This is a genomic window from Helicobacter cetorum, assembly GCF_900198405.1.
GTDB classification, from domain to species: Bacteria; Campylobacterota; Campylobacteria; order Campylobacterales; family Helicobacteraceae; genus Helicobacter; species Helicobacter cetorum_C.
In genome coordinates, this window is the sequence record NZ_FZMR01000006.1 from 1 (window position 1) to 13,288 (window position 13,288).

The window sequence follows — 13,288 nt, forward strand, 5'->3', positions numbered from 1 at the left end:
TTATTATAAGTGTCTCTAAAACCTACACTCGCTCCATTATAAGAAAAGAAACCGTAGTATCTTAGACCGATATTACGCTTTTTACCAAAGAATTGCTTGTAACCCCATTTGGTGTAAAAACCATTCATAATGTTAGTTTGACGGCTATTACCAGCTCTAAATTGGGGGAGGTAGGGGGTGGACTCTACTTGAGCATTTAAACTTTCAATTTTTTGTAAAGTGTTTTGGGCGTTAGCAAAATAATTACTCAAGCCTGTAGCGTTTTTAGTGATTTGTACGATAGTGTTTTCTTGTAAAGAGCTTGAACCAGCTTTTGAAAGAATCTCACCACTCTTAAGTTTATTGAGAATGGATTGAGACTCATTAACGATGCCTTGCACGAGGTTGCTAAACTGTGCAGAAGTGAGACTATCGCCATTATTTGCTGCGTTAAACTCTGCAAGCAATCTAGCGTCTTTTTGTATCATAGGGGCGACTTCTTCTAAGACTTTTTGTTGGTCGGTAATGAAACTTGCAAGGTTTCTTTCAGTTTGAGTTTCAGCACTCCCACTGCTCAAGCCGTTTAGATAAGATTGGATAGCATTGAAGAATACATTGGCTGAGCTGAGATAGGAGAGCTGGCTGGCTAGACCTGGGAAAGTAGTGCTTTGATAGCCTGATTGGAGATTGTTAGCAATATCTAATTTAAGGCTAGGTGTCCAACTATAGCCTGCTTGTTTGCATTGAGCAATGGTAGGGCTTGTTAAATCGCCACAATAGCCACCACCTGAAACACTATCTAAGAGCAATTTTGCCATTTGGTTTAAGGAATTGGGGTTAACAAGAGGGCTACCACCATCTGTGACTTGAGAATCAGAAACATTAGGAGCACCAACAGCAAGGCTTATGACCGAAACTTTGCTACCTATTTGGGGATTAGGGGTGGATTTTATACCTAGTTGGCTTTCTTGATAAGCACCTAGAAGAGAGTATAGATACTTTGTAAATGTGTTGCTCAAAGCCCCTACGATATTACCCCCTTGACTATTGCCTTGATTTATATAAACATTATTCGTCATATTGGAATTAAGTTCTCTTGCTAACGCGTTAGCTTGAGATTTCCCCGGGTTTTTAACATCTTGCATTACTTGTCCTAGCTCATAACCCACGGTAAAAAAGCCTCCATCATCTTCAGCATGACTAAGGCTGATACAAGCAACAAGACTAAAAAATAGAACTTTGCTTTTGCGTAGCATAAAACTCCTTTAAATCATTAAATTCTTAATAATCCCATTCACATTCAAAACACATGTATGTGTATGTGTATGTGTATGTGTATGTGTATGTTTTTAAAAACTTTGATTTAATTATAGCATGATTTTGTGCTTATAAGAGTTGAATATTAACTTGATTAAATGGGTTTTGTTATTTTGAGTAATTTTTTTATACTATTTTACACAAACCTACTTTTACACAAATGGGGATTAAGAATTTTTAAATCTGTAGTAACCCAAATGATTTGGGTTACTGTTTCAGTTTTTTGGTTTATTTTTAAGGGTTACATGCCTACAGGGATTTTAACATCGCCGTAATTTACAGACTCTTTGAAAATCTCATCAACTTTGGAAATCAAGATTTTAATGGTTGACTCTTCTAAGGGCAATTTGTGTAGCTCTTGGCTTAAGATGTCTCTATCAAAAGAGCGGGCACGCACTAGTGCAAACACTTCTTCATTGTTAGGATTAATATAAATTCCTAAGCGATTCACATCAACTAAACTAGTATAGATAGCATGTGTCATCTTATCAAAAAGCTCGTTGGTAAGCTTTTGTTTGATTTTGTTACTCTTAGAAATATAAGATTGTTTAAGTTTGTGCAAGATGTTTTGAGCCACTCTAATTGTGGCTCTTTGAGTAGCAATCTTTTCTATTTCCTCAGTTTTCTTGCCATCTACAATATGCGAGCTATCCACCCCTTGCGTAACATACTGACTACGATTTTGTAACATCCAATAAGGCACATTTTCCAAAAATGAATTTTTTTGCGAAGTATTTGGACAAGTGCAAGCTTGTAATACCAATAATCCAATCCCACACAAGAACGCTTGTTTTATATAAGGTTGATTTTTTAAAAAAGAGTTTCTCATTACTGCCACCTTTCTAATTTGTTTATTTTTTAGTGTAGCATAATGTTTAGATATTAAAGTGTTAAAAAGGTTAAAAAGAAGTTGCAAAAAAATAATGAGTGGGTATTATGCACTAAGCATTAGAATAAGCCGGGTTCTGTCAATGGATGGTCATTTATCTAGGAAATATTTTGCAATATCTCTCAAGCGAAGTGTGTATTAATTTAGACTTACCATGCACTTCTTGCTACAAATTGGGTTTACCCAAACAAGCTAGATTGCTCTAACTTTGGTAGGCTCTTACCCCACCCTTTCACCCTTACCTTAAAAAGGCGGTTTGCTTTCTGTGGCACTCTCCCTTAGCTTACGCTAGCCATCTGTTAGATGGAATTTTGTCTAATGTAGCCCGGACTTTCCTCTATTTAATAAAAATAGCGACCATCTTCTAATGCTTTAATATATTAGAAAAAAGTAGCTTTAAAAGAGTTTAAAATGAAAGGGTATAGAGAATATTCTTATTCCCTTCATAACTTGTTACAATAAGTGTGCCATCTCTAAAGCTTGCTGAAGTAATGTTTTTAATCTCTTTAGGCAAGCCATAAACTTTAACAATCTCTTCTTTTTTAGGGTCTAAGACTAAAAGAGTGTTAAATTCTTTGCTGATAGCATAAAGTTTATTATCTTTTAAAGCTAACGCACTGATATGCAACTCGCCTAATTTTCTCTTTTCTTTAAGCTTTGTATCACCAAGTTCAGGGACAAACTCCGCATGCACTTGCTTATCGCTATTAAGCATAGAAATTATAATCAAATCATTATAACGCTTGTTTGGTATTGTAACCAAATAAGTATCCTTATCCCCACGCCTTGCACTACCAATATAATAATTTTTTGCCCTAGAAGTTTTTAAGCGATTGCGTTCCACTTCGTCAAAAGAATTAGCCCCCTCTAAAAAATAAGGGTAATTTTTAAGGGCGTTAGCGTTTTTATTAGGGGTAATTTCTACGCTCGTTTTATTATTACCCATAATCACAATATTTTCATCTTCGTTAAAATCCGCTCCCACAAACGAACCTACCGTAGCACTATAATAGCTATCCAAAACCATATGGCTATGAATGGTTTTCAAATCATCACTCACAAGATAGAGACCTTGATTTTCTGTGGTAAGAATCGCATTTTCTTCCTTAAAACTTAAATCAGTAATCGCTCCATTAAGCTTCAAAGAAAGCACTTCTTTTTTTTCAATCTCTAAAGTTTTGGTGATTTCTAAAGGTGAATGTTGATAATCATTGTCTTTAGGCAAGGCACTTAACTTAGTAGGCTCACCCACATCTCTTCTACCTAAAAGACTTCTTGGGAATTTCAAATCACCCCAATTTTCCATAGACCAAACAGCCTCTTTTAAATTCCAAGAAAAACGCACCGGGTCGCTTTGCCCTATATAAGGAAAAGGTCCTGTAGAAAAAAACGCTTGCACCACATTAGAGCCTACTACCACAAAGAAAACCCAAAAAGCGCTTTTATTGAGCGTATTTAAGGAGCGTTCTTTGAAATTTTGAATACTAGGGGCAAAAAAGAGCATGAGACTCAAAAGCACCACTACGCTAAAAAAGATAAAAAACGCCCAAAATTGTGTGTGTAAACCTAAAATGGCTAATGCAAAGCCCTGCCCCACATCTTCTAAAGCATGACTACCGGTATGATAAAAACTCTCATATAGCCCACTACTAGCAATGAGTAGTAGCAAGGCGATATATCTAGGCTTAAAACCAAAACGCACCACTAAAAGTGCTACAGCTCCTATAAAAATCATGTTCATGCGTTGTGCCCAGCAAAAAATACAGGGCGAATCTTTTAAAACATAGCCAAAATAGAAATTCGCTAAACCCACAGGAAAAATCAAAATCCCTAAAATTGCTAAAGAAAAAAGGGTGTAAAACTTATGGTTTTCTTTATTCATGTTATCCCCCTATAGATTGATATTAGGTAAAACACTAGAGCTGTGGGCTATAAAAATAACTAACTCTACTAACCACACCACAATCAAAATCCCAAACGCCAAATTCTCTTTTTCAGGCTTTTTAAACACTATAAAAATAGCGATTAAACTTAAGAGTAGTCCTAAAAACTCCATGCTATTCCTTGCCGGTAGTATTACTCACCTTATAAAAAAAGGCTATCAAGTATAATCAAAATAATACCTAAAATCATTTGAATTAAGAATTAATCTTAAAATAATGGGGTTGTAAAAATGTGCTAAAATGCGTTGTTTTCAATCTATTTTATTAGGACAATGAAATTAGCATGCGTGTTTTTATTATCCATTTAAATGAAAAGACTTGCCAAGATTTTTGTTTGCAAGAAACTGATATTGAACCTCTTAAAGAAAGTCTTGAAAATCAAGGGGTTTCTTATGAAATTTTTGATGCAATTTATTCTAAAAATTTAAGGGGGGGGTTGCATTCTTTGGTTTTAGAACACACGCACCCCTCCTTTATTCCCAATGATTTACTAGAGCTTTATTTAAAAGATAAGCCTTACTCTAAAAATGTTGTCAAAGACTTTTTTTATGCGCTTTTGCATTGTGGGAAGAGAATGAGTGCAGGAGAGCTTGGGTGTTATGCGAGTCATTATTCTTTGTGGAAAAAATGCACGGAATTAAATGAACCTATTTGTATCTTAGAAGATGATATTAAGATTAAAGAAAATTTTAAGGAGAGTTTGGAATTTTGCAAAAAGCACATGAGCGAGTTAGGCTATATTCGCTTAATGCACTTAGAGTATGAGGAAGTCCCTAAGAGTTCCACTCATATTGAAGGTGTGTCTAAAATTTCGCATTTCAAAGATGGCATTGGCACTCAAGGTTATGTAATTAGTCCAATAATGGCTCATAAACTATTAAAATATAGCGCTAGAAAATGGGTTATGCCTGTGGATACCATTATGGATAGGTATTATTGGCATGGTGTAAAAAACTATGTGTTAGAGCCTTTTTCTATTTTTGAAGATGAAACTTTGAGTGAGCTTTCCAATGTGCAACGATTAAAAGTGGTTCAAAAATTGTCTTTGAGTATTAGAATAGGAAAGTTTTTCCATAAAGCTGTGGTAAAAATTATCAATAAAATCCTTAATATTACTTCTAAAAATTAGCTTATTTGATTTTAAGTTCAAAAGTAGGGGTTAATTGGTTCTTAGGTAGGGCAATAATTTGAGATGTAACTTCATAATGGCAATAATTTTCATCTTCAAAGAGCGATTTGACAAGCAAATGATTTGAAAAAAATGAACTTTTTTGATTGGTGTTGAGAACGCCATTATTTAAAAAGAGAGAGGTTTGTGTGAGTTTAGTTATTTCGCTCAAATTGTGGCTCACTAAAATCACGCTTAAATTTTCACGCTTAATAAAATCAAGCAAACCAAGTTCTACTTCGGTTTTTAGGGTGTTGTCTAGGGCATTCAAAGGTTCATCTAAAAGCAATAAATTTTTCGCACCTATTAAGGCTCTTGCCAAAGCAACTCGTTGGGCTTGTCCGCCAGAGAGTTGAGAAATTTTTTGCATCCTTAGATTTCCTAAACGCATTAAGCATAACACTTCGTTGATTTTATCTTTGTCTTTAGGATTAGCAAAGGCGATATTTTGATAGACATTTAAATGTGGGAATAGGGCATAATCTTGAAATACAAAGCCGATTTTTCGTTCTTGTGGTTTTAAAAAAATCTTTTTTTGAGTGTCTAGCCATATGGAATGATTGACTTCAATATAGCCTTCATCTACCTTTTCAAGTCCGGATAGAACCCTTAAAATCGTGCTTTTACCAGCCCCTGATTCTCCGCATAAAGCTACAATCTCTTTTTCTTCAATTTTTAAGTCTATATCTAAAACAAATTTACCCCTAGCCCCTAAAAGGGATTTTTTGAATCGTGCTTTTATCATAAAAACGAGCTTTGTTTTTTATTCAGAAATAGGGTGATAAATAATAAACTAAAACTAATAAGCGTAAGCGTTAAGGCGTATTGATGGGCTTTAGCATAATTAAGAGCTTCAGCTTCATTAAAAATTGCAATACTAGCCACCCTTGTTTCACCTAGTATATCACCCCCAAGCATCATTACTACGCCAAATTCCCCTATGGTGTGCGTGAAAGTTGTAATAATAGCAATTAATAGACTGGGCTTGATATTAGGAAGTAGGACAAAAAAAAGGGTGTAACACTCCCTTTTACCCAAGCTATAACTCGCTTCTTTTAAAGAAGTAGGCAAGGAAATTAACGCGCTCTTAATAGGGCTTACCATAAAGGGTAAGGAAAAAATCATGCTCCCTATAACAAGCCCTTGAAAGCTAAAAGCTAGTTTTAAATTTAAGCTCTCTTGTAAAAACGCCCCTAAAAAAGAATTAGGCGAAAAGGCTAAAAGAAGATAAAACCCTAGCACACTTGGGGGCAAGACTAAAGGCATATATACAAGCGTTTCTACTAAGCTACTTAAAAGATTGCGTTTAAGACTTAAAAAATAGCCTAAGAAAATGCCTATAGGAAGTAAAATAAGAGTGGTAATCAACGCTAAAGAAAAGCTTAGACGCATGGTAATTAAAAATTCATTATCCACTCTTACAATGCCTTTCTTTTTGTAAGTTTTAATCTACAATGTAGCCGTATTTTTTAAAGATAGCTTGAGCCTTAGGAGTAAATAAGAAGTCTTTAAAAACTTTGGCTAAAGGGCTATTAGCTCCGTGTTTAGTGATAACTAAAGCTTGTTTGATAGGGCTATAAAGGGCTTTATCAATGATGAAATAAGAGAGATTTTTATCTTTTTTATCTATTAGAGATAACGCCCCAAAGCCTATTTGAGCGTTGCCACTTAGAACAAATTGATGAGCTTGTGAAATAGAAGTGCCATAAATGATTTTAGATTGAATACTAGGAGTGAGTTTTAAATGCTCTAAAACTTCTAAACTTGCTTTTCCATAAGGGGCTAATTTAGGATTAGCCATAGTGATATGCTTAATTTTAGAGTCTTTAAGAATCTCTAAAGAATTAATTTTAAAATCCTTACTCCATAAAACTAACACCCCTTTAGCATAAACTTCTTCTTTAAAAGGGGTTATTTTTTCATCATAAAGCTTTTTAGGTCTAGCAACATCTGCTGAGATAAATAAATCAAAAGGAGCGTTTTGAGTGATTTGAGTATAAAGCTTTCCTGAAGAGCCAAAGCTAGTGCTAATAATATCTTTAGGGTGTTCTTTTTGAAATTCTTCAATAATGGCTTTTAGAGCGTGGGTAAGATTAGCTGCAGCAGCGATTTTTAAATCTTTTATTTCTTTTTCTTGGGCTATAAGCATACCTAAAAAGAGAGATAAAAAAAGAGTTAGGAGCTTTTTAAACATAGGGCGCATAGGGTAAAATCCTTGATAATTAAAACTGATAGCCAATTTTAACGCTTTTTGGTTAAAAAATAGAATTTTTACATATAAAATCATAGGGGTAGTTAAAACATGTTATATTATTTGTTTTTATAATCAAAATTTTAGTTTGACTTTTTAGGAGTTATATGTTTTTAAAACGAGTTACTGAGGCTTTAGAGGCTTATAAAAATGGCGAAATGCTGATTGTTATGGATGATGAAGACAGAGAAAATGAAGGGGATTTAGTTTTAGCTGGGATTTTCTCTAGCCCTGAAAAAATTAATTTTATGGCTACGCATGCAAGGGGGTTAATCTGTGTGTCTTTAACCAAAGATTTAGCTAAAAAATTTGAATTACCCCCTATGGTTAATAACAATGATTCTAACCATGAGACCGCTTTCACGGTTTCTATTGACGCTAAAGAGGCAAAGACAGGCATTTCTGCTTTTGAAAGGCATTTAACCATTGACTTGCTCTGTAAAGACACCACAAAACCTAGCGATTTTGTGCGTCCGGGTCATATCTTTCCCTTGATTGCAAAAGATGGTGGGGTGCTAGAGCGCACAGGGCATACTGAGGCTAGTGTGGATTTATGTAAGCTTGCTGGATTAAAGCCTGTAAGTGTGATTTGTGAAATTATGAAAGAAGATGGCTCTATGGCTAGAAGGGGCGATAAATTCTTAAGTGATTTTGCCACTAAGCATAATCTTAAAACCCTTTATGTTTCTGATTTAATCAGCTATCGCTTGCAACATGAGAATTTGCTTAAAATGTTTTGCCAAGAAGAAAAAGATTTTTTAAAACACAAAGTGCAATGCTACACTTTTTTAGACCACCAGCAAAAAAACCATTATGCTTTTAAGTTTAAAGGTTCAGCACCTAATGATTTAGCCCCCTTAGTGCGTTTCCATCCTATCAAAGAAGATTTTGATTTTTTAACTTCTGGTGCGTTTGATGTGTTTTTCAAAGCTTTAGAGCTTTTAGAGTTTGAGGGAGGTTATTTGATTTTTATGCACACGCACACCAAAGAAAGCAATGTGGTTAAAAATTTTGGGGTTGGAGCATTAGTGTTAAAAAACCTTGGAATAGAGAGTTTTAGGCTACTAAGCTCTTCTGAAGATAAAGAATATAAAGCCTTAAGCGGATTTGGACTTAAACTTGTAGAAACCATTAATCTTTAAAATTTTTTAATACTACCAAAAGCCTAAAAACTCAAATTTCAAAGGGTTTAAGCTGAGTTTTTAGGTATAATACATTCTTTTATAAGAACCCCTCTACAAGAGAATTTGATTAATATTTAATGAATTAAGGCATGTTGGATTTACTCAAAGTATTGCAGAAACTATGGATAGCGTGTATTATCTTTTTAATTTTAAATTTTAGTGCAATGGATGCAAAAAGCACAAAACTTGAAGAGGCACTTAAAAACCATTCTAAAAACCATGTTTGGCAACATTTTAAAGAAAGATTTAAAAGGAGCAATACTATCTACTATACCCCAAGCAGTCGTTGGAAATACTTAGGCACAAGTGTAGGGATTTTGGGAGTATCCTTAGTGCTAGGGATTGTAGGGTTATATTTGATGCCAGAGAGTGTAACGAATTGGGATAAACAGCATTTTGGAGTGAATAGTTGGTTTGAAGATGTGCGTGTAGGTCCTAAATTAGATAATGATAGCTTTATTTTTAATGAAATTTTACACCCTTATTTTGGAGCTATGTATTATATGCAACCACGCATGGCAGGCTTTAGCTGGATGACTTCAGCGTTTTTTTCTTTTATTACTTCTACACTTTTTTGGGAATATGGTTTGGAGGCGTTTGTAGAAGTGCCTAGCTGGCAAGATTTAGTTATTACGCCCTTGTTAGGCTCTTTATTGGGAGAGGGATTTTATCAACTCACTCGTTATATTCAAAATAATGGGGGAAAATTATTTGGCTCATTATTTTTAGGCCGTTTATTGATTGCTTTAATGGATCCGATAGGTTTTGTTATTAGAGATTTGGGATTGGGCGAGGCTTTAGGGATTTATAATAAAAATGAATGGCATTCTAACTTAAGCCCAAATGGCTTGAATATCACTTATAAATTTTGATGTTTTTAAAATATTTTTAAAAAAATAGGCTAAAAAGATAAAGAATAGTTTGAAAAATTACTTTTTAACGCTATAGTTGAAATATTTTGAAAGAACTTAATTCTAATTATATTACAAAGGAGCATTCCTTTTGCGACATTTAGAAGTTTCTAATAAAGCCAAGCTACCCACTAAATTTGGGGAGTTCTATATCCAATCTTTTAGAGAAAAAGGTTCTGATGGCTCTAAAGACCATTTGGTAATTTTTACCCCCCATTTTTCTGGCACACCCTTAGTGCGTTTGCATTCAGAATGTTTAACCGGCGATGCTCTAGGCTCTCAAAAATGTGATTGTGGGGGGGAATTACAAATAGCAATGGAAAGGATTATTAGCTCTAAAGAAGGAGGGCTAGTGATTTATTTGCGTCAAGAAGGGCGTGGTATAGGGCTGTTTAACAAAGTCAATGCTTATGCTTTGCAAGATGAGGGCTATGATACCGTGCAGGCTAATGAGGCTATTGGGTTTAAAGATGATGAGAGAGATTATAGTATTGTAGGAGAGATTTTAGAATACTATCACATTAAAAAAATGCGATTACTTACTAATAATCCTAAAAAAATCACCGCTTTAGAAAAATACGCTGAAATTGAAAGAGAAAGCTTGATTGTGTGTGCTAATGAGCATAATCAAAGGTATTTAGAAGTAAAAAAGCTAAAAATGGGGCATTTGCTGTGAAAGCTTACCCTACTTTAATTAGCTTTGAAGAGGCTTTAGAGATTGTTAGACAAGCAAGTATTACGCCTTTGGGAAAAGAAAAAGTTATCTTTAATGAGGCGATAAATAGGATAGTAGCTACAGATATTCTAGCCCCTTATAACGACCCAAAATACAATGTTTCAAGCATGGACGCTTATGCGTTTAATAGTAAGGATAGTGAGCTTTTAATCACAGAGGGGTTAAAACTATATCCTAATGACAATCCGGCTGGCAATTCATTTGAAGTGGTGGTAGAAAAAGGTCATGCCATAAAGACTTTTACTGGAGCGAACATGCCAAAAAATTGCAATTCACTTTTAATTGTAGAACATGCTGTGATTAAAAATGAAAGGCTTTTTATTGATAATGAGAAAAACTTGCCTAAACCAAATGAATTTGTGCGTTTGAGCGGACAAAATTATCATCAAAATGACAAGCTATTTTCTAAAGGGCAAAAGATTTCAGCTTATGGTATAGGGCTTTTAGCCAAACTTAATCAAGTGTTTGTTGAGGTTGTTAGAAAGCCTAGAGTTGCGATTTTAAGCACCGGTAATGAGCTAGTTGAAGTAGGGCAAGAGACACAAAACCCTAACGCTATAAGGAGCGTAAATAACCATATGTTAAAAGCCCTTATAGAGAGCATGGGGGGAGTGGGTGTGTTGTATGAACTTATGGGCGATGATTTATACGCTACTAAGAAAATCATGCAAGAAGTATTATTAGAAAATGACATGCTTATTACTACAGGAGGCATGAGCATGGGGGATTATGACTTCACACAAACTGCTTTAGAAGAGCTTTGTGAAGTGTGTTTTAAAAAAGTGCGTATCAAACCGGGAAAACCGGTGGCTTTTGGACTTTTTCATCAACACAAAAGGGTTAAACCCATTTTAGCACTGCCCGGAAATCCTGATGCCTCTTTAATGACTTTTTATCTATTTGGGAGAGTGGTTTTGAATCGTTTGTTAGGAAAATCAGAAAGCACTTTGCCTATTATGCATGTGGTTTTAGAAAAAGAAATTATGCGTAAAGACACTCGCTTAGAGTTTCGTTTTTGCTCTCTCAAGCTTAAAAATGGCATATGGCATGCGAGTTTAGAGCCTATGACCTACAGAAATCCTAGTGAACATGGGGTTATTTTATTAGATGAAGAAAAGCTAGAGTTTAAAAAAGATAGTCTCATTAAAGCTATGCTTTTAAAAGATTTGATTTAAGGATAAGATTGTGGTAGAAGTGCGGTTTTTTGGACCTATAAAAGAAGAAAATTTTTCAATTAAAGCAAGTGATTTAAAGGAATTAAGAGCGATTTTACAAGAAAAAGAGGGCGTAAAAGAGTGGTTGAGTGTTTGTGCTATAGCTCTCAATGATAAAATAATAGAAGATATCAATACGCCATTAAAAGAGGGCGATGTGATTAGTTTGTTGCCACCGGTCTGTGGAGGATAGATGTTAAAAATCATTCAAGGGGCATTAGACACACAAGAACTTTTAAAAGATTATCAACAAGAGGCACAAGCACAAAATTTTGGGGCGTTTTGTGTGTTTCTTGGCATTGTGAGAGAAGAAAATAACATTCAAGGCTTGAGTTTTGATATTTATGAAGTGTTATTAAAGACTTGGTTTGAAAAATGGTACACTAGAGCTAAAAATTTGGGTGTGGTGCTAAAAATGGCTCATAGTAATGGCGATGTTTTAGTAGGACAAAGCTCATTTTTGTGTGTTTTAATGGGGAAAAATAGAAAAAACGCCTTGGAATTATACGAAAATTTTATTGAAGATTTTAAGCATAACGCCCCCATTTGGAAATATGATTTAATCAATAATGAACGCATTTATGCCAAAGAAAGAAGCCACACTTTAAAGGGAAGTGGACTTTTAGCTTAACAAAGGAGTTAGTATGCAAACCATTCATATAGGCGTTTTGAGTGCGAGTGATAGAGCTTCAAAAGGGATTTATGAAGATATAAGTGGTCAAGCGATAAAAGAAGTTTTAAGCGAGTATTTGTTAAACCCTTTAGAATTTTATTATGAAGTCTTAGCTGATGAACAAGATTTGATTGAAAAATCGCTTATGAAAATGTGTGATGAGTATCAGTGTGATTTAGTCGTTACTACAGGAGGCACGGGGCCTGCTTTAAGAGATGTAACCCCAGAAGCTACAGAAAAAGTGTGTCAAAAAATGTTGCCTGGATTTGGAGAACTTATGCGAATGGCAAGCTTAAAATATGTGCCTACAGCGATTCTATCACGCCAAAGTGCTGGCATTAGAAATAAAAGCTTAATAGTGAATTTACCCGGTAAGCCAAAAAGTATTAGAGAATGTTTAGAAGCGGTTTTTCCAGCCATTCCTTATTGCGTGGATTTGATTTTAGGGCGTTATATGGAAGTGAATACAAAAAACATTCAAGCCTTTCGCCCCAAACAATCTTAAAGGTAAAATATGGAACTTTCTCATCTAAATGAGCAAAACCAACCCAAAATGGTAGATGTAGGAAATAAAGAAGTAACTGAGCGTATTGCTTTAGCAAGCGGTCGTATTAGCATGAATAAAGAGGCTTATGAGGCCATTGTTAATCACTATGTTAAAAAAGGCCCTGTGTTGCAAACCGCTATTATTGCTGGGATTATGGGAGCTAAAAAGACAAGCGAATTGATTCCTATGTGTCATTCAATCACGCTTAATGGGGTGGATATTGATATTTTAGAAGAAAAAGAGACTTATAGTTTTAAACTCTATGCAAGAGTGAAAACTCAAGCTAAAACAGGCGTAGAAATGGAGGCTTTAACTAGCGTGAGCATTGGGCTTTTAACCATTTATGATATGGTAAAAGCGATAGATAAAAGCATGGTTATTAGCGATGTGATGTTAGAGTATAAGAGTGGAGGGAAGAGCGGAATTTATGATTGTCAAAAAGGTTTTAATAAAGAAAACGCTTAAAAATATTCAAT

Annotated in this window: 16 protein-coding genes and 1 other RNA gene; 9 read left to right on the plus strand and 8 right to left on the minus strand. The window is 34.8% G+C overall.

Annotated elements, in window-relative coordinates:
* The 5 genes from C6H25_RS09005 to C6H25_RS02215 form a co-directional block, all read right to left on the minus strand.
* Positions 1-1,235 (minus strand): outer membrane beta-barrel protein (locus tag C6H25_RS09005; protein ID WP_104747850.1); only part of this gene is annotated, 1,235 nt, incomplete at its 3' end.
* 302 nt (positions 1,236-1,537) lie between these two features.
* Entirely contained in the window at positions 1,538-2,125 is a 588-nt protein-coding gene (locus C6H25_RS02200; protein ID WP_104747851.1) for a tumor necrosis factor alpha-inducing protein, read from the minus strand.
* Between the two features lie 110 nt (positions 2,126-2,235).
* Positions 2,236-2,558: RNase P RNA component class A (gene rnpB, locus C6H25_RS02205), an RNA gene on the minus strand.
* Positions 2,559-2,591: 33 nt separating this feature from the next.
* The gene (locus C6H25_RS02210; RefSeq protein ID WP_104747852.1) at positions 2,592-4,067 is read right to left on the minus strand and encodes a disulfide bond formation protein B; all 1,476 of its coding nucleotides are present in this window, start codon (positions 4,065-4,067) and stop codon (positions 2,592-2,594) included.
* Between the two features lie 9 nt (positions 4,068-4,076).
* Positions 4,077-4,241, minus strand: coding sequence for a hypothetical protein (locus tag C6H25_RS02215; protein ID WP_104747853.1), 165 nt, complete (start codon positions 4,239-4,241; stop codon positions 4,077-4,079).
* 170 nt (positions 4,242-4,411) lie between these two features.
* On the opposite strand from C6H25_RS02215, the gene C6H25_RS02220 reads away from it, so the two are divergent.
* Positions 4,412-5,257: a glycosyltransferase family 25 protein gene (locus C6H25_RS02220; protein ID WP_104747854.1), complete on the plus strand. Its 846-nt coding sequence runs from the start codon at positions 4,412-4,414 to the stop codon at positions 5,255-5,257.
* Between the two features lies 1 nt (position 5,258).
* Here C6H25_RS02220 and C6H25_RS02225 read toward each other — a convergent pair whose 3' ends face one another.
* Genes C6H25_RS02225 through modA form a run of 3 tightly spaced genes read right to left on the minus strand, consistent with a single transcriptional unit; the run spans position 5,259 to position 7,499 of the window.
* Positions 5,259-6,041 (minus strand): ATP-binding cassette domain-containing protein, encoded by a 783-nt coding sequence (locus tag C6H25_RS02225; RefSeq protein ID WP_104747855.1) that lies wholly within the window; start codon positions 6,039-6,041, stop codon positions 5,259-5,261.
* Positions 6,038-6,712 carry a molybdate ABC transporter permease subunit gene (modB, locus tag C6H25_RS02230; protein ID WP_104747856.1) on the minus strand — a complete coding sequence of 225 codons (675 nt, stop codon included), beginning with the start codon at positions 6,710-6,712 and terminating at the stop codon, positions 6,038-6,040. Before modB ends, C6H25_RS02225 begins: the two co-directional genes overlap by 4 nt.
* Positions 6,713-6,740: 28 nt before the next feature.
* Entirely contained in the window at positions 6,741-7,499 is a 759-nt protein-coding gene (gene modA, locus C6H25_RS02235; protein ID WP_418904540.1) for a molybdate ABC transporter substrate-binding protein, read from the minus strand.
* Positions 7,500-7,654: 155 nt separating this feature from the next.
* On the opposite strand from modA, the gene C6H25_RS02240 reads away from it, so the two are divergent.
* The 8 genes from C6H25_RS02240 to moaC all read left to right on the plus strand — a co-directional run bounded on the left by C6H25_RS02240 (position 7,655) and on the right by moaC (position 13,277).
* Positions 7,655-8,689 carry a bifunctional 3,4-dihydroxy-2-butanone 4-phosphate synthase/GTP cyclohydrolase II gene (locus tag C6H25_RS02240; RefSeq protein WP_104747857.1) on the plus strand — a complete coding sequence of 345 codons (1,035 nt, stop codon included), beginning with the start codon at positions 7,655-7,657 and terminating at the stop codon, positions 8,687-8,689.
* A 131-nt stretch (positions 8,690-8,820) separates the two neighbouring features.
* Positions 8,821-9,603 carry a DUF3943 domain-containing protein gene (locus tag C6H25_RS02245; RefSeq protein ID WP_104747858.1) on the plus strand — a complete coding sequence of 261 codons (783 nt, stop codon included), beginning with the start codon at positions 8,821-8,823 and terminating at the stop codon, positions 9,601-9,603.
* Positions 9,604-9,733: 130 nt separating this feature from the next.
* On the plus strand, positions 9,734-10,318 hold the full coding sequence (ribA, locus tag C6H25_RS02250) for a GTP cyclohydrolase II (protein ID WP_104747859.1): 585 nt from the start codon (positions 9,734-9,736) through the stop codon (positions 10,316-10,318).
* Entirely contained in the window at positions 10,315-11,553 is a 1,239-nt protein-coding gene (locus C6H25_RS02255; RefSeq protein WP_104747860.1) for a molybdopterin molybdotransferase MoeA, read from the plus strand. The genes ribA and C6H25_RS02255 overlap by 4 nt, the downstream gene beginning before the upstream one ends.
* Positions 11,554-11,563: 10 nt before the next feature.
* A complete protein-coding gene (locus C6H25_RS02260) occupies positions 11,564-11,785 on the plus strand; it encodes a MoaD/ThiS family protein (protein WP_199768915.1) in 222 nt (73 codons plus the stop codon).
* A complete protein-coding gene (locus tag C6H25_RS02265; RefSeq protein WP_104747862.1) occupies positions 11,786-12,223 on the plus strand; it encodes a molybdopterin synthase catalytic subunit in 438 nt (145 codons plus the stop codon).
* A 13-nt stretch (positions 12,224-12,236) separates the two neighbouring features.
* Positions 12,237-12,770 (plus strand): molybdopterin adenylyltransferase, encoded by a 534-nt coding sequence (mog, locus tag C6H25_RS02270; RefSeq protein ID WP_104747863.1) that lies wholly within the window; start codon positions 12,237-12,239, stop codon positions 12,768-12,770.
* A 9-nt stretch (positions 12,771-12,779) separates the two neighbouring features.
* Entirely contained in the window at positions 12,780-13,277 is a 498-nt protein-coding gene (gene moaC / locus C6H25_RS02275; RefSeq protein WP_104747864.1) for a cyclic pyranopterin monophosphate synthase MoaC, read from the plus strand.
* Positions 13,278-13,288: the final 11 nt, after the last annotated feature.